This window comes from Sphingomonas glaciei, from assembly GCF_023380025.1.
Classification (GTDB): Bacteria; Pseudomonadota; Alphaproteobacteria; order Sphingomonadales; family Sphingomonadaceae; genus Sphingomicrobium; species Sphingomicrobium glaciei.
In genome coordinates, this window is sequence record NZ_CP097253.1 from 825474 (window position 1) to 846579 (window position 21106).

20 protein-coding genes are annotated in these 21106 nt (G+C 67.4%); 9 read left to right on the forward strand and 11 right to left on the reverse strand.

From position 1 onward, the window contains the following. Positions 1-109: 109 nt before the first annotated feature. Together M1K48_RS03960 and M1K48_RS03965 are read left to right on the forward strand one after the other, a co-directional pair. Positions 110-844, forward strand: coding sequence for a fatty acid desaturase (locus M1K48_RS03960; protein ID WP_249504570.1), 735 nt, complete (start codon positions 110-112; stop codon positions 842-844). A gap of 9 nt (positions 845-853) precedes the next feature. Beyond that, on the forward strand, positions 854-2077 hold the full coding sequence (locus M1K48_RS03965) for a glycosyltransferase (RefSeq protein WP_249504571.1): 1224 nt from the start codon (positions 854-856) through the stop codon (positions 2075-2077). 3 nt (positions 2078-2080) lie between these two features. Here the strand turns inward: M1K48_RS03965 and queA are convergent, their stop codons facing one another. From queA to M1K48_RS04005, 8 genes are all read right to left on the reverse strand, one after another. Further along, positions 2081-3112 (reverse strand): tRNA preQ1(34) S-adenosylmethionine ribosyltransferase-isomerase QueA, encoded by a 1032-nt coding sequence (queA, locus tag M1K48_RS03970; RefSeq protein WP_249504572.1) that lies wholly within the window; start codon positions 3110-3112, stop codon positions 2081-2083. A gap of 45 nt (positions 3113-3157) precedes the next feature. After that, on the reverse strand, positions 3158-3730 hold the full coding sequence (locus M1K48_RS03975; RefSeq protein ID WP_249504573.1) for a peptidylprolyl isomerase: 573 nt from the start codon (positions 3728-3730) through the stop codon (positions 3158-3160). Continuing rightward, positions 3727-4221, reverse strand: coding sequence for a pantetheine-phosphate adenylyltransferase (coaD, locus tag M1K48_RS03980; protein WP_249504574.1), 495 nt, complete (start codon positions 4219-4221; stop codon positions 3727-3729). The genes M1K48_RS03975 and coaD overlap by 4 nt, the downstream gene beginning before the upstream one ends. After that, positions 4218-5126 carry a polyprenyl synthetase family protein gene (locus M1K48_RS03985; RefSeq protein WP_249504575.1) on the reverse strand — a complete coding sequence of 303 codons (909 nt, stop codon included), beginning with the start codon at positions 5124-5126 and terminating at the stop codon, positions 4218-4220. Before M1K48_RS03985 ends, coaD begins: the two co-directional genes overlap by 4 nt. Beyond that, positions 5123-5362 carry an exodeoxyribonuclease VII small subunit gene (locus tag M1K48_RS03990; RefSeq protein WP_249504576.1) on the reverse strand — a complete coding sequence of 80 codons (240 nt, stop codon included), beginning with the start codon at positions 5360-5362 and terminating at the stop codon, positions 5123-5125. Before M1K48_RS03990 ends, M1K48_RS03985 begins: the two co-directional genes overlap by 4 nt. 48 nt (positions 5363-5410) lie before the next feature. Then, positions 5411-6097: a DUF1013 domain-containing protein gene (locus M1K48_RS03995; RefSeq protein ID WP_249504577.1), complete on the reverse strand. Its 687-nt coding sequence runs from the start codon at positions 6095-6097 to the stop codon at positions 5411-5413. A gap of 135 nt (positions 6098-6232) precedes the next feature. Further along, a complete protein-coding gene (locus M1K48_RS04000) occupies positions 6233-7636 on the reverse strand; it encodes a hypothetical protein (protein ID WP_249504578.1) in 1404 nt (467 codons plus the stop codon). 131 nt (positions 7637-7767) lie between these two features. Then, entirely contained in the window at positions 7768-8763 is a 996-nt protein-coding gene (locus M1K48_RS04005; RefSeq protein ID WP_249504579.1) for an NAD(P)H-quinone oxidoreductase, read from the reverse strand. A gap of 125 nt (positions 8764-8888) precedes the next feature. Between M1K48_RS04005 and M1K48_RS04010 the strand changes: the two genes are divergently transcribed. From M1K48_RS04010 to M1K48_RS04020, 3 genes are all read left to right on the forward strand, one after another. Next, entirely contained in the window at positions 8889-9083 is a 195-nt protein-coding gene (locus M1K48_RS04010; RefSeq protein ID WP_406697118.1) for a DUF1192 domain-containing protein, read from the forward strand. A gap of 114 nt (positions 9084-9197) precedes the next feature. Then, positions 9198-11594, forward strand: coding sequence for an ATP-dependent Clp protease ATP-binding subunit ClpA (gene clpA, locus M1K48_RS04015; RefSeq protein ID WP_249504581.1), 2397 nt, complete (start codon positions 9198-9200; stop codon positions 11592-11594). Between the two features lie 188 nt (positions 11595-11782). After that, complete coding sequence (locus M1K48_RS04020) at positions 11783-13108, forward strand: SLC13 family permease (RefSeq protein ID WP_249504582.1); 1326 nt, start codon at positions 11783-11785, stop codon at positions 13106-13108. Between the two features lie 24 nt (positions 13109-13132). On the opposite strand, the gene M1K48_RS04025 is transcribed toward M1K48_RS04020, so the two are convergent. Then, on the reverse strand, positions 13133-13606 hold the full coding sequence (locus tag M1K48_RS04025; RefSeq protein ID WP_249504583.1) for a hypothetical protein: 474 nt from the start codon (positions 13604-13606) through the stop codon (positions 13133-13135). Between the two features lie 126 nt (positions 13607-13732). Between M1K48_RS04025 and M1K48_RS04030 the strand changes: the two genes are divergently transcribed. After that, positions 13733-15808, forward strand: coding sequence for a S9 family peptidase (locus M1K48_RS04030; RefSeq protein WP_249504584.1), 2076 nt, complete (start codon positions 13733-13735; stop codon positions 15806-15808). 65 nt (positions 15809-15873) lie between these two features. Beyond that, entirely contained in the window at positions 15874-17571 is a 1698-nt protein-coding gene (locus M1K48_RS04035) for a M28 family peptidase (RefSeq protein ID WP_249504585.1), read from the forward strand. On the opposite strand, the gene M1K48_RS04040 is transcribed toward M1K48_RS04035, so the two are convergent. After that, positions 17568-18455 carry an aldo/keto reductase family oxidoreductase gene (locus M1K48_RS04040; RefSeq protein WP_249504586.1) on the reverse strand — a complete coding sequence of 296 codons (888 nt, stop codon included), beginning with the start codon at positions 18453-18455 and terminating at the stop codon, positions 17568-17570. The genes M1K48_RS04035 and M1K48_RS04040 overlap by 4 nt on opposite strands. A gap of 124 nt (positions 18456-18579) precedes the next feature. On the opposite strand from M1K48_RS04040, the gene M1K48_RS04045 reads away from it, so the two are divergent. Continuing rightward, positions 18580-19203 carry a glutathione S-transferase family protein gene (locus tag M1K48_RS04045; RefSeq protein ID WP_249504587.1) on the forward strand — a complete coding sequence of 208 codons (624 nt, stop codon included), beginning with the start codon at positions 18580-18582 and terminating at the stop codon, positions 19201-19203. 119 nt (positions 19204-19322) lie between these two features. Continuing rightward, on the forward strand, positions 19323-20180 hold the full coding sequence (locus M1K48_RS04050) for a dienelactone hydrolase family protein (protein WP_249504588.1): 858 nt from the start codon (positions 19323-19325) through the stop codon (positions 20178-20180). Here M1K48_RS04050 and M1K48_RS04055 read toward each other — a convergent pair. Next, on the reverse strand, positions 20177-20983 hold the full coding sequence (locus tag M1K48_RS04055; RefSeq protein ID WP_249504589.1) for a hypothetical protein: 807 nt from the start codon (positions 20981-20983) through the stop codon (positions 20177-20179). The genes M1K48_RS04050 and M1K48_RS04055 overlap by 4 nt on opposite strands. Positions 20984-21106: the final 123 nt, after the last annotated feature.

Below are 21106 nucleotides of genomic sequence, written 5' to 3' on the forward strand. Positions count from 1 at the left end.
GGTCCTGGCCCCTTCCAGTTCAGACGTGAGCTTATGGCATTGCCGGCGGGCCTCACACCAGCCCTTTGGCCCGTGGCGCCGAACGCCCGCGCTGCCTATATGCACGGCCATGCTCAGCGACGCACAGCGACGACGGCAGACGCGGATCGGCCTGGCCCTGGCCGGGGCGATCATCCTTGCCTTCGTCGCGCTGCACGTCTGGTCGGTCTTCTTCCTCGATCTGGAAGGCTGGCGCTGGGCGCTCGCGGTCCCGCTGGTGGCGGTGCTGAGCTGGCTCAGCGTCGGGCTGTTCATCATCGCCCATGACGCGATGCACGGCAGCCTCGCCCCCGGCCACAGGAGCGTGAACCTGTTCCTCGGCCGGCTGACCCTGCTGCTCTACGCCGGTTTCTGGATGGACCGCCTCACCCCCAAGCATTTCGACCATCACAAGCATGTCGGGACCGAAGGCGATCCCGATTTCGCCGCCGCTCACCCGACCCGTTTCTGGCCGTGGTACCTGCAGTTCATGGTCCGCTATTTCGGGCTGCGCGAATTCCTGGTGCTGAGCGTCCTGGTGTGGAGCTACGTGCTGATCCTCGGCGCGCCGCTCGGCAATCTGCTGCTGTTCTGGGCGCTGCCTTCAATCCTCTCCTCGCTGCAATTGTTCTACTTCGGCACCTTCCTGCCACACCGACATGAGGATGATCCGTTCGCCGACGAACATCGCGCGCGCAGCAACGATTATGGCGTGGTCGCCTCGCTGCTGACCTGCTTCCACTTCGGCTATCACCGCGAGCATCACCTGAGCCCCGGCACCCCGTGGTGGGCGCTGCCCGCCAAGCGCCGCGAACTCAGCCTCTAGCCTCCTCGCTTGGCGCGGATCGCCTTCATCTGCCCGCCTTTCGCGGCGCATCTGGCGAGCTTTGCCGCGCTGGGCGAGGCGCTGCGAGCACGCGGGCACGAGCCCTTCTTCCTGCTCAATGCCGGCGCGCCCGGCACGACCGGCGACATCCCGCTCCACCACGTTTCCGCCCGTGCAGGCGATCCCGCGGTTGGGCGGGTGCTTGCCGCTGCGGAGAAGCCCGGCGGGCTGGTCGCGACGCTGCGCACCATCGCCGACAGCGCGGCGCTGACCGAGCAGCTGTGCGCTGGCGGGCGCGAGCGGCTGAAGGCGCTCGGGGCCGAGGCGATCGTCGGCGATCAGATCGAGCCCGCTGGTTTTCTCCTTGCGAGGGCGCTCGGCCTGCCGTTTGTCGGCCTGGCCTGCGCCGTCCCGATCGACCCGGCACCGGGCGTTCCCCTGCCCTTCCTCGACTGGCCCTATGAGCCGGACGCCCACGGCAAGCTGCGGCGGACCCGGAGCATCGCCGATGTGCTCAGCCGCCGGCAAAACCAGGTGATCGCCGGCTGGGCCGAGCGCTTCGGGATCGAGCCGGTCGCCAGCCTGCAGGACTGCCTCGGTCCCGTGCAGGTCGCGCAGATGGTGCCCGAAGTGGACCTGCCGCGCCCACGGCCCCTGCCCTTCGTCCCGGTCGGCCCGCTGCGACGGGCGGCGGAATTGGCGAACGCGCCGCTTCCCTTCGCCAGGCCCGACAAGCCGCTGGTGTTCGCCACCATGGGCACCTTGCTCGGCGGCGATCTCAAGCTGTGGCGCGCGCTTGCCAAGGCCTGCCGCGAGGCGGGAACCGCGCTGGTGCTGGCTCATGGCGGGCGGCTGGGCGACGCCGACGCGGCAGGGCTTGCGGTCCACCATGCCGCCGCCTTCCTGCCCTATCGCGCCGTCATGCGGCACGCCGCGCTGGTCATCACCCATGGCGGCAGCAACACGGTGCTCGATGCGCTCGCCTGCGGGGTGCCGCTGCTGGTACGACCGGTCGGCTTCGACCAGCCCGGCAACCTTGCCCGGGTGCGGCACCACCGGCTGGGCGAGGAACTGGCAGGCCTGCGCCGGCCCGGTGCACTGGCCGCACAGATCAGGCGGGTGGTGGGCGACGAGACGATGCACGCCCGCTGCCGCGAGGTCGCCTCGGCCCTCGCCAGGGCGGGCGGTGCCGAGCGTGCGGCAGAAATCGTCGAGGGCGCGCTGCGTCCCTGAGGCTCACCCCTGCGGCAGGAGCAGGCTCGAATCCCCATAGCTGTAGAAACGGTACCCGCTCGCGATCGCATGGCCGTAGGCGCGCTGCATGGTGTCGAGCCCCATCAACGCGCTGACCAGCATGAATAGGGTCGATTTGGGCAGATGGAAATTGGTCATCAGCCCGCCGACCGCCTTCCAACGATAGCCGGGCGTGATGAAGATGGCGGTGTCGCCTTCGAACGGACGGATGGCGCCATCCTCCCCCGCCGCGCTTTCCAGCAGCCGCAAGACGGTGGTCCCGACCGCGATGATCCGCCCCCCAGCGGCGCGGGCCGCATTGAGGCGGTCGGCGGTGGCGGCATCGATCTGGCCCCATTCGGCATGCATCCGGTGCTCGGCGGTGTCCTCCGCCTTGACCGGCAGGAAGGTGCCCGCCCCGACATGCAGCGTCAGCGTCTCGCGGGCTATTCCCGCCACATCGAGCGCGGCGAGCAGGCGCGAGGTGAAGTGGAGCGAGGCAGTCGGCGCCGCCACCGCCCCCTCACGCGCCGCGAACATCGTTTGGTAATCCTGCGCATCGGCCTCATCGATCGGCCGCTTCGACGCGATGTAGGGCGGCAGCGGCATGGTCCCGGCGCGGGTCAGTAGCAGCTCGACCGGCTCCTCGCCGCCGAAGCGGAGCAGCAGTGCGCCGTCGCTGCTCTTCTCCTCGCACACCGCCTCGACCCCGCCGCCGAACTGCACCGTATCGCCGACCCGCACCCTCCGGGCGTTGCGAACGAACGCCCACCAGGCCCGCAGATCGTGGCGCTTGTGCAGCGTCGCGCCAATGCTCGCCTCTCCGCGCCGGCCCTCGAGCTGCGCGGGAATGACCTTTGTGTCGTTGAAGACGAGGACATCGCCGCGCCGGAGCAGGTCGGGCAGGTCGCGGACGGAACGATCTTCCATCCGCTGGCCCTTGACCAGCAGCATCCGCGCAGCATCGCGTGGCCGCGCCGGGCGTAGCGCGATATTTTCCTCGGGAAGGACGAAGTCGAACAGGTCCACTTTCATGGCCCCGCCCCTATCGCGCGGCTTCCCCGCGGGGAAGCCGGCGGACTAGCCGCCCAGCGTGGCGCGGACGATGCGGGTCGGCTCGGCCGGCGGCTCGCCCGGCGCGATTTGGTCGACGAAGTTCATGCCGGAAATCACCCGCCCGAACACGGTGTACTTCCCGTCGAGCGAGATGCGCGGCACGAACATGATGTAGAACTGGCTGTTGGCGCTGTCCGGGCTGGCCGCGCGGGCGGCCGACACGGTGCCACGCAGGTGCGGCAGCGAATTGAACTCGGCCTTGACGTCGGGCAGCGGGCTGCCGCCGGTGCCATCGCCCTTGGGATCGCCGCCCTGCGCCATGAAGCCGGGGATTACGCGGTGAAACAGCAGGCCGTTGTAGAAACCCTGCCGGGTCAGCGTCTTGATCCGCTCTACCGCCTGCGGCGCGGCGTCGGGGCGCAGTTGGACTACCACTGTGCCGCCGCTGGACAGCTCGATCGTCCAGCGGTTCGACAGGTCGGCGGCGACGGCGGCCGGGGCGTTGATCGGCAGCGGCGCGGGGGTGGCGGCGGGCGCCTGGGCCAGTGCCGGCGCGGACAGCAGAGCGAGCAGCGGCAACGCGAAAGTAAGCTTCATTTCTTCCCCTTGTGCCCGATCCGGGCAGCCACGTCGGCGGCCACGGCAGGCGTGACGAACTTGTTGATATCGCCGCCATAACGCGCGATTTCTTTCACCAGCCTTGACGCAATCGGCTGAAGCGACACGTCGGCCATCAGGAAGACCGTCTCGATCCGGTCATTGAGCTGCTGGTTCATGCCGGCCATCTGATATTCGTATTCGAAGTCGGCGACGGCGCGCAGGCCGCGCAGGATCATCGCCGCGCCCTGGCTTTCGGCAAAGTCCATCAGCAGGCTGTCGAACTGGGTGACCGAGACGTGTGGCAACTCAGCCACCTCCCGCTCGACCATCGCGATCCGCTCCTCGACCGTGAACATCGGCTGCTTGGACGGATTGGTCGTGACCCCGATCACCAATTTGTCGCACATCCGCGCCCCGCGCTGAATGATGTCGAGGTGGCCAAGCGTGATCGGGTCGAAGGTCCCCGGATAGACGGCGGTGCGGCTCACCGGTCGCGCTCCACCGCATAGCGGGCGATGGCGCGGAGGAGTTCGGCTTCCTCGCCGTGACCGTGGAGATGCTCGATCGCCTGGGTCACCAGCATATCGGCCTGGAGCCGAGCCCGCTCGGGTCCGAGCAGCGACACGAAGGTCGCCTTTCCGGCGTCGGCATCCTTGTGGAGCTTCTTGCCCGCGGCGCTTTCGTCACCCTCGTGGTCGAGCAGGTCGTCGGCGATCTGGAACGCAAGCCCGACGTTGCGGGCATAGCCACGGTACGGCGCCCGCCCGTCCTCGGCGACGCGGCCCATGATGACCGCCGCCTCCACCGCATATTCGATCAGGGCTCCGGTCTTGAGCTGCTGCAACCGGGTGATCGCGGCCAGGTCGAGGAACTCGCCCTCGGCGGCAAGGTCCATCGCCTGGCCCCCGCCCATTCCGTCGAGACCCGAGGCCTTGGCCAGCTCGACCACCAGTTCGGAGCGGACGAAAGGGTCCTCGTGCGTCGCTTCGTCGGCGAGCAGTTCGAAGGCCAGCGCGTGGAAGCAATCACCGGCGAGCACCGCGGTCGCCTCGTCATACGCCTTGTGCACGGTCGGCTTGCCGCGGCGCAGGTCGTCGTCATCCATGCAGGGAAGGTCGTCGTGGATCAGGCTGTAGACGTGGATCGCCTCGATCGCCGATCCGGCCCGAAGCGCGCGATCTTCGTCGATCCCGAACAGCCGCGCGGCAGCCACCGTCAGCAGCGGGCGGAGCCTTTTGCCGCCGCCGATCCCGGCATGGCGCATCGCCTGGCACAAGCGGTCGCGGCCGTCGCAGCGGTCGGCCAGCGCGTCCTCGAACAGGCGATCGACTCCGGCAGCAATCCGGCGTGCTTCGCCGAGCAGGTCGGTCTCCTCGGCCACGACGTGCATCATTGCGCCTCGAACGGGCGGGTGCCGGCGGGCTGACCGTCGGGCCCCAGCGCGATCGCGTCGATCCGCGCCTGGGCGGACTTCAGCCGCTCCTCGCACAAGCGCTTCAGCCGGTCGCCTTCCTGATAGAGGTCGATCGACTGGTCGAGCGGCGCCTCGCCGCGTTCGAGCAGGCGGACGATGTCCTCGAGCCGCGCCAGGGCGGCTTCGAACGACAGGGTTTCGGGGGTGCTTGCCATGAGGGAGGGATTAGCTTGCCCCTCCCCAGAAGCAAGCCGAAGCATCCCTTACTTGCGGAATGGATCCGCGATGCCGGGTACGATCTCGCCCGGCGCCAGGCCACGCTCGTCGCGCTGGGCGTCGAGGGCGGCGGCTTCGGCGTCGCGGACATGCTGCTCGCGCTCGGCGCGGAGCTGTTCGATCAGGCTGGCGCGGTCGGTGTCGAGACGGCCGTCGTCGACATGCTCGATCCCGGCTGCCTTCTGCGCCTTGGCGACCGCCGCATCCAGTTCGCGCTGCGAGGTCAGGCCTAGGGTGACCGGATCCTTGGGCTGGATGTTGGCGATGTTCCAGTGGCTGCGGTCGCGGATTGCCGCGATCGTGGTGCGGGTGGTGCCGATCAACTTGCCGATCATCCCGTCCGACACTTCCGGATGGTTCTTGATGATCCAGGCGATTCCGTCGGGCTTGTCCTGGCGTTTCGACACCGGGGTGTAGCGCGGGCCCTTGGTGCGGGTGACCTGCTCGGGCGCCTTGAACATCTTGAGGCTGTAGTTGGGATCAGCCTGGCCGCGCTCGATTTCCTCGTGCGTCAGCTCGCCCGAACGGAGCGGATCGCGCCCGGTCAGCTTGGTCGCCGCGGTGTCGTCGGCGATCGCCTGCACCTCGAGGATGTGGAGGCCGCAGAATTCGGCGATCTGCTCAAAGGTCAGGCTGCTGTTGTCGACCAGCCAGGCGGCAGTCGCATGCGGCATGAGCGGGGTTGCCTGGGTTGCCTGCGGGGCTTGGGCCATGACTCGTCTCCGGACACAAAAAGGGCCGCCCCGATGAGGAGCGGCCGCGTATGGTCTCTTCATAGAACGATCGCGCCGCGTCGGCAAGATCGCCGATCAGGGCGCAGGCTTGGTTTTCGAGTCCTTCCAGCTGTCGAACGAGCGCAGCCAGCCCTGCTCGCAGTAACGCGGCGAAACCTGGCCTTGGGCGAACGGTCCGTCGCAGCGAACGTGCCGGTCGGACAGGTCAGCGTGGTAGAACGGCCAGACCTCGAGTTGATGGTTGGGGTCCGCCCGCCACGCCGCCACTTCGCGCTTCCAGCTCGGACCGCCGGCATAGATGTCGATCGGCTGCACGAAGTGCACCGCGCCGACGAACAGCATCAGCCCGAGCAGCAGGCGCGGCGCACGACGTTCGACCTCGTTCGCTCGCGTCGCGAGGCACAGGAAGCACAGGCCGAGCAGCACCAGCGGGATGTAATTGTAACGGGGGCCGGCCAGCGAAAAGAAGGCGGCGTAGGGCGCGCCGGTCAGGATCCCGAAGCCAAGGCTGACGGCCGCCACGCTCATCGCCGCCGCGAACAGCCAGAAGGCGTCGTCGCGGGATTTGAGGGTCGTGACGAAGAGTGTGCTGAACACGCCGACCGACAGCGCGGCAATCAGGTACAGGCCGGGACCGCCCTGGACCAGCCCGACCGCCGCGGCGAAACCGACATGGTCGGCGCCGTTAAGGCCACCGAACGGCAGCGCGATCAGACGGATGAACATGGCGGCGGCAAGGTTGACCGGATCGAACGGTGCCCCGCGCAGCGGCGTCGAATGATAGAAGGACAACAACTGGATCGCAGCGCCCGTCGCAAGGATCGCGAACTGGCGCCAGCGCCGGGAATCGCGGTCGACCACCGCCCGCAGCGCGAACAAGGGCAGGAACACGATCGCCGCCGGCCCGCACAAAGGCGCCAGGAACAGGACTGCGCCTTCGAACCACGCCCGCCGCCTGCCGCTTCCCGCCTGAAGCGTCACGATCAGGCCGACCGCAAGCGCCAGGTGGAACTGGATGTGCATGACGTTGAGGAACACTTCCTCGGTCGTCGGCATCAGCAGCAGGACCGCCAGCGCCACCGCGCGGTGACGGCTGTCCTCCAGCCACGGCGAGCGGCTCCTAAGGACCAGGATGGCAGGCACCAGCTGGCTGGCGAGTCCGGCCAGCATGGTGATGTAAGGCGCCTTTTCGAGCGAGATCGCTCCGCCCCTGATCAGCCCCGCAAGCGCGAGGGTGATGCCGTTCGCGGCGATATTGAGATAGCCACCGAAACTGCGCAGCAACGCCTCGGCCGGGAAATGCCAGGCATAAGCCAGGAAGACGGTCGCTTCTTCGTCCTGGAAGCGGCCTTCGATCCAGCTCAACGGCAGGCGCAGCGCCGCGACTAGGGCGAAGAGGCCAAGGACCAGCAGGGTCTCACGAGTGCGCAGCCCGCGCTTCGCCGGATTCGCAGCGACGATCGGTGACATGAAGCTCATGCCCCAAGCGCTAAATCAAGAAGGTTACCAGCAGGTTCACCGTGATGCAGTTTCGTTAAGGTAACCGCCAAGGCAAGACGGCACGCCGTATGACTAGATTCAGCGTAGCACACGGCTTCCCGCGCTGATTATCAGCCAGCTACCAGAACGATCTTGCCGACATGCTCCCCCGCCTCCATCCGGGCGTGTGCGGTGGCCGCCTGCTCCAGCGGGAAGGTACGGTCCATCACCGGGCGCAGCTGCCCACTCTCCACGAAGGGCCAGATCTCGCGGCGGAGTTCCTCGGCGACCAAGCCCTTGAACCCGACCGGGCGGGGCCGCAGCGTCGAGCCGGTCAGCGTCAGCCGGCGACGCATCACGTCGAGGATGTTGAGTTCGGCCGTCACCCCGCGCTGCGTGGCGATGGAGACGTGCCGGCCGTCATCGGCCAGGCAGGCGATGTTGCGCGGCAGATAGTCGCCGCCGACCATGTCGAGGATGACGTCCGCCCCTGCCCCGCCGGTCAGCCGCTTCACTTCCTCGACGAAATCCTGCGTCTTGTAGTTGATCGCCGCCGCCGCACCGAACTCGCGGGCGGCCGCGCATTTCTCGTCACTTCCGCAGGTCACGATCGCCTTGACGCCGAGCAGTCGGCAGAGCGAAATCGCCATCGTCCCGATCCCGCTTGTGCCGCCGTGGACCAGCACCCAGTCGCCATCGCTGGCAAAGCCGCGCTCGAAGAGGTTGACCCAAACGGTGAACAGGGTCTCGGGCAGCGCCGCCGCCTCGGCCATGCTCAGCCCGTGCGGCACCGGGAGGGAAGTGGCGGCCGGAGCGATTGCATAATCGGCATAGCCGCCGCCAGCGACCAGCGCCGTGACCTGCGTGCCGATGTGGTGGGTCGCGCCATCGCCCGCTGCGACCACCTCGCCGGCGATCTCAAGCCCGGGAATGTCGCTGGCGCCCGGCGGCGGCGGATAGAAGCCGCGGCGCTGGAGGACGTCCGGGCGGTTGACCCCGGCGGCGGCGACCCGGACCAGCAGCTCGCCCGGGCCGGGGCTCGGCACGGGGCGGGTGACCGGCACCAGCACCTCGGGCCCGCCTGGCTGGCTGATCTCGATGGCCGTCATCACGTCCGGAAGGTCCATAGTGCCCACGTTCTGTTAGGGTTTCGCTAAGCCATAGTCGCTGAACGGCCGCGGCAAAGCGAATTCTTGGCGAAGAAGTCACGCGGCGTGTTGACTTGTTGGAGTACGGCTCCGACCTTGTGGACATGGACGATGATCTCTTCTCGTCACGCCCCGAGGATCCGCTGGCGCTGCTTGCCCGCCAGGATCTCGATCCGCTCAGTTTCGACGAGTTGGACGCCCGCATCCTCGCCCTCGAGGCGGAGATCGCGCGGATCCGCTCGCACAAGGATACGGTCACTCTTCACCGTTCTGCGGCCGATGCGCTGTTCAAGCGATAGCGGCCGCCACTTCAGCTTTTTGGCCGCCCTTGCAGCGGCCGCGACGCCTCACAAGATAAGAAGTTAAGAACGCCGGGCGCTTTGTCGCTCCCCGGCCAAGGAGTTCTCACTCAAATGCCCAGTTTCGCCCGCGACCTTGAACAAACCCTCCACAATGCGCTTGGGGAGGCGAGCCGCCGTCGTCACGAATATGCGACGCTTGAGCATCTGCTCATGGCGTTGATCGACGATGGCCATGCCTCCAAGGTGATGACCGCCTGCGGCGTCAATCGCGATGAATTGAAGGCCACCGTCAAGCAGTATCTCGATGGCGAGCTTGGCGCGCTGGTCGCCGACAGCGGCACCGATCCGACCCCGACCAGCGGCTTTCAGCGGGTGGTGCAGCGCGCCATCCTGCACGTCCAGTCGTCCGGCCGCGATGAAGTCACCGGCGCCAACGTGTTGGTTGCGCTCTTCTCCGAACGCGAAAGCTATGCGGTCTACTTCCTTCAGCAGCAGGACATGAGCCGGCTGGATGCGGTGACCTACATCAGCCACGGCGTCGGCAAGGGCGAGAATGCCGAGGGCGCGACACCCGCCACCGGCACCGAAACGCCCGAGACCAAGTCCGACAAGCCCGGCGCCGACAAGAAGGAAAGCGCGCTCAAGCAGTTCACCGTCGACCTCAATGAAAAGGCCAAGAACGGCAAGGTCGATCCCCTGATCGGCCGCATGGCCGAGGTCGACCGGACGGTGCAGATCCTCTGCCGCCGCTCCAAGAACAACCCGCTCTACGTGGGCGATCCGGGCGTCGGCAAGACCGCAATCGCCGAAGGCCTCGCGCGCAAGATCATCGAGGGCGATGTGCCCGAGGTGCTGAAGCCCGCGGTCATCTACTCGCTGGACATGGGCGCGCTGCTGGCCGGCACCCGCTACCGCGGCGATTTCGAGGAACGGCTGAAGTCGGTCGTCTCCGAGCTCGAGAAGCTGCCCGACGCGATCCTGTTCATCGACGAGATCCACACCGTGATCGGTGCTGGCGCGACCAGCGGCGGGGCGATGGACGCGTCCAACCTGCTGAAGCCCGCCTTGTCGGGTGGCTCGATCCGCTGCATCGGCTCGACCACCTACAAGGAGTTCCGCAACCACTTCGAGAAGGACCGGGCGCTGCTCCGGCGCTTCCAGAAGATCGACGTCAACGAACCGACGGTCGAGGACACGATCAAGATCATCGCCGGCCTGCGCTCTTCTTTCGAGGAGCATCACAAGGTCCGCTACACGCCCGACGCCATCAAGTCGGCGGTGGAGCTGTCGGCGCGCTACATCCATGACCGCAAGCTGCCGGACAAGGCGATCGACGTGATCGACGAGGTCGGCGCGATGCAGATGCTGGTGCCGGTGGGCAAGCGCAAGAAGGTGATCACGCCCAAGGAGGTCGAGCAGGTCGTCGCGACCATGGCCCGGATCCCTCCGAAGAGCGTGTCGACCGACGACAAGAAGACGCTCCAGCATCTGGAAGCAGACTTGAAGCGCGTCGTCTTCGGGCAGGATCTAGCGGTCGAGCGACTGGCTTCGGCCATCAAGCTCAGCCGGGCGGGCCTGCGCGATCCCGACAAGCCGATCGGCAACTACCTGTTTTCGGGCCCGACCGGCGTCGGCAAGACCGAGGTGGCGCGCCAGCTTGCCTCGATCCTCGGCATCCCGCTGCAGCGCTTCGACATGTCGGAGTATATGGAGCGCCACTCGGTCAGCCGGCTGATCGGTGCGCCTCCGGGCTATGTCGGTTATGATCAGGGCGGCCTCCTGACCGATGCGGTCGATCAGCAGCCGCACAGCGTGCTCCTGCTCGATGAGATCGAGAAGGCGCATCCGGATCTGTTCAACATCCTGCTGCAGGTGATGGACAACGGTAAGCTGACCGACCACCACGGCAAGACCGTCGACTTCCGCAACACCATCCTGATCATGACCACCAATGCCGGTGCGTCGGACATGGCGCGGGAGAGCATCGGCTTCGGGGCGATGAGCCGCGAGGACGTGCAGGAAGACGCGATCCGCAAGATGTTCACGCCCGAATTCCGCAACCGCCTCGATGCGGTGGTGCCGTTCGGCTACCTGCCCCCGGCGGTGGTCGCCCGCGTCGTGGACAAGTTCATCCTCCAGCTCGAGCTTCAGCTGGCCGACCGCGGTGTCCATATCGAACTGGACGACGAGGCGCGCGAGTGGCTCACGACTAAGGGCTATGACAAGCTCTACGGTGCCCGACCGATGGGCCGGCTGGTGCAGGAGAAGATCAAGCAGCCGCTGGCCGAGGAGCTACTCTTTGGCAAGCTCGTCCACGGCGGCGAGGTGAAGGTCCGGTTGAAGGACAACAATCCGGTGTTCGAGATCACCCCCGCGGCACCGGCCAAGTCGACCAAGCCCAAGGGCGCTAAGGGCCGCCGCGGCCGGACCGCGGAGCAGACGCCGACGCCGGAAGCCGGTGCACAGCCGGAAACCGGCGAGCAGCCGGAGACACCGGCTGCGGAGTAAGTTCGGCTAATTCCAAAAAAAGGAGGTCAGGAGCCGTGCTCCTGGCCTCCTTTCGTTTTCGAGTGCCATGTGCGACCGCACGCCGCACCTTTCTCCGCTGTTCCGCGTTCATGGGATGTGAGCCAGGGGGATCATAGCAACGTGTTCGACCCGGTCGGACGGCAAGCGGCGGGCCACCGTACTGCCGCATGAACACCCTTGTCCCGCTTCTTTCCAATCCCCAGGTCATCACCCTCGCCGTGCTCGTCGCGGTGGTCGCCGCCCTAATCTGGGACAAAGGCCGGTCGGACGTGGTCGCGCTCGCCGGCGCCGCGGTGTTGCTGCTGACAGGCGTTGTCCGGCCGATCCAGGTGCAGAGTGCCTTTGCCAGCCCGGCCATCATCACCCTCGCCTCCTTGTTCGTCATTGCCTACGCGATGGAGATGGCGGGCTTGCTCGACGCGGGCATCCGGTTCCTGATCGCTTTCTGCCGCCGAATTGGCCGGACCGGATTGTGGATCGTCATTGCCGTCTGCGGCGCTGCATCGGCCTTTCTCAACAACACGCCCATCGTGGTGCTCGCCGCGCCAGTGATCCGCGACACCGCCGCGTCGCTCGGCTATTCTGCCAAACGCTTCCTTATCCCCCTGTCCTATGCCGCCATCCTTGGCGGAGGCTGCACCCTGATCGGGACCTCCACCAACCTTCTGGTCAGCGACATGGCGGGCGCGGCGGGGCAGGCACGGTTCGGCATCTTCGAGATCACGCCCGTTGGAGTGACGGTCGCCCTTGCGGGTGGCCTCTACCTCCTGTTCTTCAGCGGCCGGCTGATCGACAGTTCGGAGCGTGACGACGTGCTTGTCGAAGCCCCGACCGGCGGTACCGTGCAAGCCGGAGGGCAGATCGGCGACGCAGCCGCCTTTGCCACGGAGCGGCCACTGCGACCCTTGCGGGCACTGGTGTCCCTGACCGTATTCGTAGCGGTGATCGCCCTTGCCGCGATTGGCGCCGCACCCATCGCGGCCTGCGCCTTCGCGGGCGCGGTGCTCCTAATTCTGCTGCGCATCATCACGGCCGACGAAGCCTATAGCGGTCTGCGACCCGACGTGCTGATGCTGATCGCCGGCATGCTGGTACTGGGTATTGCGCTACGGGTGTCCGGGGTTGCCGAGGTGATGACCGAGTTGCTGGTCGGCAACCTCGAACTGCTGACGCCCCTTCTCGCCCTTATCCTGATCTACGGGGTGGTCCTGTTCGCGACCGAATTGCTGTCGAATGCCACCGTGGCGGTGCTGTTCACACCGATCGCCGTCAGCATGGGCGAGGCATTGCAGGTCAGCCCGAGGCCCTTCCTTGTCGCGGTGATGATGGCCGGCAGCGCCGCCTTTGCGACGCCGTTCGGCTACCAGACCAACGCCCTCGTCTATCAGATGGGACGGTACCGCTACATGGACTTCGTGCGGGTTGGCCTGCCCCTCAACCTCGTCACCTGGGTCGCAGCGATCGTCGCAATCCGGATCTTCTTTCCGTTCTAGACGACCGCGCGCCCGCCGGCCCCGTCAGCTCTTGGCGTCGAGCTCGATCGTCCCGCTGGTGCCCGAGCCCTGCGGCGCGAAGCGCATTAGGAAGGTGGCGCCGTCCTTGGTCTTGCCCTGCAGCGCGCCGGCAGCCATCGCCGCCTCGACCCCCTGCGCCTTGAACTGATCGACGAAATAGGTCGCGACTTGCTCCGGCGTGGCCGGGGCGGTGAAGGTGAAATTGACCTTCCCGGGCTGGTCCTTGCCGGCGTCGAGGTTGAACCCGGTAAGCGTTGCGCCGGGCATCATCTTGACCCCGTCGATGTCGAAATTGGCATTGCTCATCACGCCGGTGGGCAGCTTGATCTCGCCCTTGGCGAACGGCAGGTTGAAGGCGACGCGGCCGTCGGCATCGGCCCTCATCTGCACCGTTTCGTCGCCTTGCGCGGGCTCCCTCACTTCCGCGTCGCAGGCGGCCAGCAGGAGCAACGGAGCGAGCGCGGCAATCTTGAGCATGGAAACCTCCCCTTCAGGTGTGTTGCTCATGTAATACGCAAGGATCGGTCGTCAAGTCAATCGAGGTGCTGGCGCGATTGCATGAAAGGTGTTTGATTGCCGCCGCAAACCGATTGGGGGACGAAAATGACGATCAAGACGCGTGGGATGCTGGTTGCGGCATTGCTGGGGGGCGCGGTGGCGGTTCCGGTCAGCGGGCAGACTCCTGCCCCCGCCCCGGCGCAGATCGCGGCGGTGACGCCCGCTCCGTCCCCCGTCTTCACCGGCGGCGACATGTTCAGCATCAGCTATGCCTCCGACCCGCAGGTGAGCCCCGACGGCAAGCGCACCGCCTACGTCCGGATGAGCGCCGACGTGATGAGCGATCGCTACCGGCCCAGCATCTGGCTGATCGACACCGCGACCGGCCGCCAGGAACCTCTGGTGGCGGGCAACGGCGCGCACCGCAGCCCGCGCTGGTCGCCCGACGGCCGCCGGCTGGCCTATGTCTCGACCTCCGAAGGTCCCGGCGCGCAGCTGTTCGTCAAGTGGATGGACGGCGGTGAAGCCGCACGGATCACCGGGCTGCCCGATGGACCATCCGACATCGCCTGGTCCCCCGACGGCCGCCGCATCGCCTATCTGATGCGGGTGCCCGGCGAAGGGCCGAGCATCGGCAAGGCCCCGCCCAAGCCCGAAGGCGCCAGCTGGGCCGAGCCGCTGCAGGTGATCGACCGCCTGCAATATCGCAACGACGGCTCGGGCAATGTGAAGCCGGGCTTCGACCAGCTGTTCGTGGTCGATGCCGACGGCGGGGCGCCGCGGCGGCTCACTGCGGGCGGATTTCCCCTGAACGGGCCGCTCGCCTGGGCCGGTGACAGCGTTCTTCTCAGCGGCAATCGCGCGCCCGATTGGGAAAGCCAGCCGCAGGAAAGCGAGATCCTGGCGGTCGACGTCGCCACGGGCGCGGTCCGCGAACTCACCCGACGCAAGGGCCCGGACGGGTCGCCCGTCGCCTCCCCCGATGGACGGACCATCGCCTATCTCGGCGCGGACGACGACGGCCAGGCCTACAACCAGACCAAGATTTACCTGATGAACGCCGACGGCTCGGGCATGCGGCGCGTTGCCGCCGGACTCGACCGTTCGATCAATCAGGTCGAATGGTCGGGCAACCAGCTTCTCGTCGGGTATGAGGAGAAAGGCCATTACCGCCTGGCACGGGTGAGCACGGCGGGTGCGGTCACGCCGATGGCGCTCGATCTCGCCTCCCCTGCCGTCGGCCGGCCCTACACCGGCGGCGAATTTAGCGTGGCGCGCGACGGCACGGTCGCCTTTACCAGCGGATCGGCGAGCCGCCCCACCGACATCTCGGTAGCTCGCGGCAACAGCGCCCGCAGGCTGACCGCGCTCAACGACCTGTGGCTGTCGGGCAAGCGCTTGGGCGAAGTCCGCACGCTCGACGCCAGGGCCGCCGACGGGACCCCGGTCCCGGGCTGGATCCTGCTCCCGGCGGGCTATCAGAAAGGGCAGAAAGTCCCGACCATCCTCGAGATCCACGGCGGCCCCTACACCAGCTACGGCCCCTATTTCTCGACCGATTATCAGCTGTTCGCCTCGGCCGGCTATGCGGTGCTGTTCCCTAACGTGCGCGGCTCGACCGGCTATGGCGAGGCCTTCGCCGACGGGATCGAGAAGAGCTACCCGACCCCCAACGAGACCGACCTCATGGCCTCGGTCGACGCCGCCGTCGCCGCTGGCTTCGCCGATCCCGACAACCTATTCATCACCGGCGGGTCGGGCGGCGGGCTGCTCACCGCCTGGATGACCGGCCACACCAACCGCTTCAAGGCGGCCGCGGTGCAGAAGCCGGTGATCAACTGGACCAGCCAGGCGCTGGTCGCCGATGGTGTCGGCTTCTTCGGCCGCTACTGGCTGGGCGCCGAGCCGTGGGAGCAGCCCGAGAAATACTGGCAGCGCTCGCCGCTCAGCCTGGCCGGCAAGGTCAAGACCCCGACCCTGGTGGTGGTCGGCGGCGACGACCTGCGCACCCCCAATGCCGAGGCCGAGCAATGGTATTCGGCGCTTCGGGTGCAGGGCGTGCCAGCCATGCTGGTCAAGGTCCCGGGCGCGTCGCACAGCCTCGACGGGCGGCCCAGCCAGGCCGCGGCGCGTGCATCGGCGATCACCGCCTGGTTCGACCGCTACCGAACCCGCAAGTAAGGGCTTTTCAGGGCGACCGGGCAGGCGCATGAGGTCGGCGTTCTTGCCGTCCCCGGAGGTTGCACTTGACCCGTTTCGCCCTGCTTCTCGCCGCCACCACGCTTGCCGCCAGCCCGCTTGCCGCGCAGTCCTTTTCGGTCCCGCGCCTGTCGCAGGACATCAAGACGCTTAGCTCCGACGCCTATGAAGGGCGCGGTCCCGCCACGCCGGGCGAGGCCAGGACCGTCGCCTACCTCACCCAGCAACTGAAGGCGGCGGGCGTGCAGCCGGGCGGCGACGTGGTGAACGGCCAGCGCCAATACACCCAGCGCGTGCCCCTGCTGCAGTCGAACTGGAGCGCCGATCCGATCGTCACTCTGCAGGGCGGTGCCGCTGCCGGCCGCTTGGCACAGGGTACCGACATCGCGGTCCGCGCGCCGCTCAACGGCGCCAGCCAGCTTCGCCTCGACAACGCGCCCCTCGTGTTCGCCGGCTATGGCGTACAGGCGCCCGAGCGTCAGTGGGACGACTTCAAGGGCATGGACGTGCGGGGCAAGATCCTCGTCGTCTTCATCAACGACCCCGACTTCGACGGTCCGCTCGCCGATGGCGGCCCCGACTTTGGCGGCAAGGCGATGACCTATTACGGTCGCTGGACCTACAAGTATGAACAGGCCGCCAAGCTTGGCGCCGCCGGCGTGCTGATCGTCCACGAGGACGCCCCTGCCTCGTACGGCTGGGCAACGGTCAAAAACTCGAACACCAATACCATGTTCGACGTCGTTCGTCAGAGCCCGGGGGGCTCGCACCCGGCGATGGAAAGCTGGATCAGCAAGGCGACCGCCGAGAAGATCTTCGCCGCCTCGGGCACCACCCTGGCGCAGGCCAAGGCTGCCGCGCGCCGCCGCGACTTCAAGCCGGTCGAGCTTCCCGTCCGCCTCAGCGCCACCGGCAATGCCGCCGCCCAGACCATCACCAGCTACAATGTCGTCGGACTGCTGCCGGGCACCACCCGCCCGGATGAGACCGTGATCTATTCCGCGCACTGGGACCATCTCGGAGTCGGCCTGCCCGATGCCGAGGGCGACCGCATCTACAATGGCGCCGCCGACAATGCGACCGGCACCGCCCATGTGCTGGAGCAGGCGCGCTGGTTCGCCAAGGAACCGCGCACCCAGCGCAGCCTGGTGTTCCTGTTCGTGACCGCCGAGGAGAAGGGCCTGCTCGGAACCGAATATTATGTGTCGAACCCGCTTTACGCGCTCGGCAAGACCGCCGGCGTGCTCAACACCGATGGCGGCGCGCTCTACGGCCCGGCCCGCGACTTCTCCATCTCGGGTTCGGCCAAGCTCGGCCTGCTCGACATGCTGACCGCCGAAGCCGCCCGCCGGGGCCGCACCTACTCCCCCGACGAGCGCCCGGAAGCAGGCTCCTTCTTCCGTTCCGATCACTTCCCCTTCGCCAAACGCGGCGTCCCGGCGATCAGCTGGAACGGCGGGCGCGATCTGGTCAATGGCGGCAAAGCGCGGGCCAAGGCGCTGGCCGACGAGTATGTCGCCAAGCGCTACCACCAGCCGGCCGACGAGTTCGACCCGAGCTGGGACTTCAGCGGCCTCGTCCAGGATGCCGAGATCCTGCACAAGGTCGGCCGCGACCTCGCCAATTCGGCGGCTTGGCCGAACTGGAGCGAGGATAGCGAGTTCCGCGGTGCGCGCGACACCTCGGCGGCCGAACGCGGCGGCACGGCCCCCGCGGCGACCACCGCGGCCGGCGAGCGGGGCTAGGCTTCGGCCGGCTCGGCCGATCGGGCGATCGCGTCGAGCCGGCTTAGCACCGCTTCCGACAGCTGCAGCTCGGCCGCGGCCAGGTTCTCGCGCAGGTGCGCCCGCGAAGAGGTGCCGGGGATCAGCAGGATGTTGGGCGAGTGCCCGAGCAGCCAGGCCAGCGCCACCTGCATCGGCGTCGCCCCCAGATCCTCGGCAATCGCCGACAGCTCGCCCGACTGCAGCGGAGTGAAGCCGCCCAGCGGGAAGAACGGCACGTAGGCAATCCCCGCCGCCGCCAGCTCGTCGACCATCGCGTCGTCTTCGCGGTGAACCAGATTATACATGTTCTGGACGCAGGCGATTTCGACGATTCCGCGGGCCTCGGCAACCTGCGCGGCGGTCACGTTGCTGATCCCGATGTGCCGTACCAGCCCGCCCTGCTGCAGCCGCGCCATCGCTTCGACCTGGCCGGCGATCGAGCCCTCGGAAGGGCCGTGGCCGTCGCCCATGATCCGCAGGTTGACCACCTCCATCGCCTCGACGCCCAAGCGCTGCAGATTGTCGCGGACGCCCTGCTCGAGGTCCTCCGGCCGGTTCCAGTGCAGCCAGGACCCGTCCTCGCCCCGCCGCGCCCCGACCTTGGTGACGATCACCAGATCGTCGGGATAGGGATGAAGGGCCTCGCGAATGATCTCGTTGGTCACGAACGGGCCGTAATAATCGCTGGTATCGATGTGGTTGACCCCGCTCGCCACCGCTTCGCGCAGGACGGCGATCGCTTCCCCTCGGTCACGCGGCGGACCGAACACGCCCCGGCCGGCCAGCTGCATGGCGCCATAGCCCATCCGCTTCACCTCCCGCTCGCCCAGCCGATAGCTACCTGCCTTCGCGATGTCGGTCATACAAAACTCCCTGTTCGTTTCCCGACAGATAAGGTGCCTGGTCCCATGAAGAAGGGTCGGCTGGGTTGAGGCGGCCAGCGTGTCGCGCTAGTTCTTCCTTTGTTCACAGGCAGGGAGAATCTCGATGGGCGACCTCACCTTCTACACTAACCCCCAGTCGCGCGGGCAGATGGTCCGCTGGATGCTCGAAGAGGTCGGGGCGCCGTACGAGACCGAGATTCTGACCTATGGCGGAACCATGAAGGCGGAGCCCTATCTGTCGGTCAATCCGATGGGCAAGGTTCCGGCGATCAAGCATGGCGACAAGGTGGTGACCGAGGTCGCGGCGATCTGCGCCTACCTCGCCGACGCCTTTCCCGAGGCCGGCCTTGCTCCGCCCACCACCGACCGCGCCGACTATTACCGCTTCCTGTTCTTCGCCGCGGGGCCGCTGGAACAGGCGTTCAGCCTCAAGGCAGTAAATTTCGAGGTCCCGCCCGACAAGCAGGCGCTGTTCGGCTTCGGCAATCACGCCAACACCTTCGCAGCGCTGACCAGAATGCTCGAGGGCCGCGACTATATCACCGGTCAATTCAGCGCCGCCGACCTCTACGTCGCTTCCGAACTCGGCTTCATGATGATGTTCGGCGGGCTCGAGCGGAAAGAGCCGTTCGCCAGCTACGTCGCCCGCTGCACCGACCGCGACGCCTACCGCCGCGCCAAGCAGAAGGACGCGGACGCGGCGGAAGCGATGAAAGCCAGCGCCTGAACCGTCATCGTTCGTCCTGAGCTGAGGTCCGCCATGACCGTAGTCGAAGGGAGTGGTCCCATCCGTCCTTCGACTACGCTACGCTGCGCTCAGGACTAACGATCTGAGGACTGCGTAGAATGACCGACGACCTCAAGGCCCGCGCCATCGAACTGTACGACCGCTTCACCCACGAGGGTATGGAGCGGCGTGAATTCATGTCGCGGATGGTGGTGCTGGCCGGAAGCGCCGCCGCCGCCGAAGCGCTGATCGGAAGCATCGCCGCCTCCCCCGCCGCCGCCGCCATCGTCCCCGAGGGCGACAAGCGCCTGACCATCCGCGACCAGACGATCGCCGGCACCAAGGCCTATGTCGCCGAACCACGCAGCCGCAGCCTCAAGCCTTCCGTGATCGTCATCCACGAAAATCGCGGCCTCAACGCCCACATCAAGGACGTCGCCCGTCGTGCCGCTCTCGCCGGCTACCGTGCGGTCGCGCCCGACTTCCTGACCCCGCTCGGCGGCACCCCCGCCAACGAGGACCAGGCCCGCGACATGATCGGCAAGCTCGATCTCGCCGCGGCTAGCGCGGCCGGGGTCGCAATGGCCCGCGAGCTCGCCGGGTCGAGCCGCGGCGGCAAGGTCGGCGCAGTCGGCTTCTGCTGGGGCGGCGCCTATGTGAACCGCCTGGCGGTCGATGCCGGCGCCGACCTCGACGCCGGGGTGGTCTATTACGGCACGGCGCCTGATCCCAGCCAGGCCGCGCGGGTCCAGGCCCCGCTGCTGATCCAGCTCGCCGGGCTCGACACCCGCGTCAATCAGACTGGCTTTCCCTGGGTCGAAGCGCTGCGCGCGGCGGGCAAGCCGGTCACCTTCCAGCTCTACGACGGCGTCAACCACGCCTTCCACAACGACACGTCGGCCGAGCGCTACGACAAGGCCGCCGCCGAATTGAGCTGGCAGCGGACCCTGCGCTTCTTCAAGAAGAACCTCGACTAGGCGGGCAGCGCGCCGCGTGAGGCTTGGCGCTTGCCGGCGTTCCAGCCCGACCAGGCGACCAAGCCACCGAAGGCGGCGGCGGCGATCATGATCGGCACCGGCGGGACGTCGGCCATGGCGGCGTAGAAATCGCGCCACAGCGGCATCCCGCCGATCGTCGCGAACGCCAGCGCGCCGAGCGTGCTAAGGAACGCCGCCCACAGCCACGGCCGCCCGTCGGCACCACGCCCGCGCGCGATCAGCAGCGCCGCCGCCGCCGCGATCAACTGGCCGGCGATGAAACCCGGATAGAGCAGGTGGAACGTCCCCGGTCCCCGCACGCCCAGCGGGATGCCGCTTAGTCGCCCAAGGATCGGCGGCAGCAGAGCGATCACCGTTGCCAGCATGTAGGCCGAATGCAGCTTGACCTTGCGGCGGTGGCGCAGCGCCTGATGATAGAAGACGATCATCATCGCCACGCTCGGGATGTCGAGCCAGGCGAGGCGCGCGGCGTAGAGGACATGGAATTCGCTTCCGGCGACCATCTTCGCGGCCATACCGAAGAACAGCGCCGCGCCGCCCGCCAGGAACAGCGGAAACAGCACCAGGCTGCCCATGCCCGCCAGGCGGTGCGTGTCGCGATCCCCGTGCTGAATGGTCCAGCTCTGCGCCGCCAGCAGCATCAGCCAGGCGAAGGCGGTGATCCCGTGAGCGTGGAATTGCCAGGTCGTGGACGGCAGCACCGACCAGTAGCTCGGCCAAAAGGCCAGCGCGATTAAAGGAATGAGTCCCAGAACATACCAGTAAGCGTGACGATACGGCATGTGCAAACCCCTTGCTGCCGAGCCGCTCCCCGCGGCGCTTCCACGAGTCGGCAACATACGCCTTGCTTGATCCAGCGCAAGAAAAAGGGCCCGGCGGTTGTCCGCCGAGCCCCTTTCGCGTTG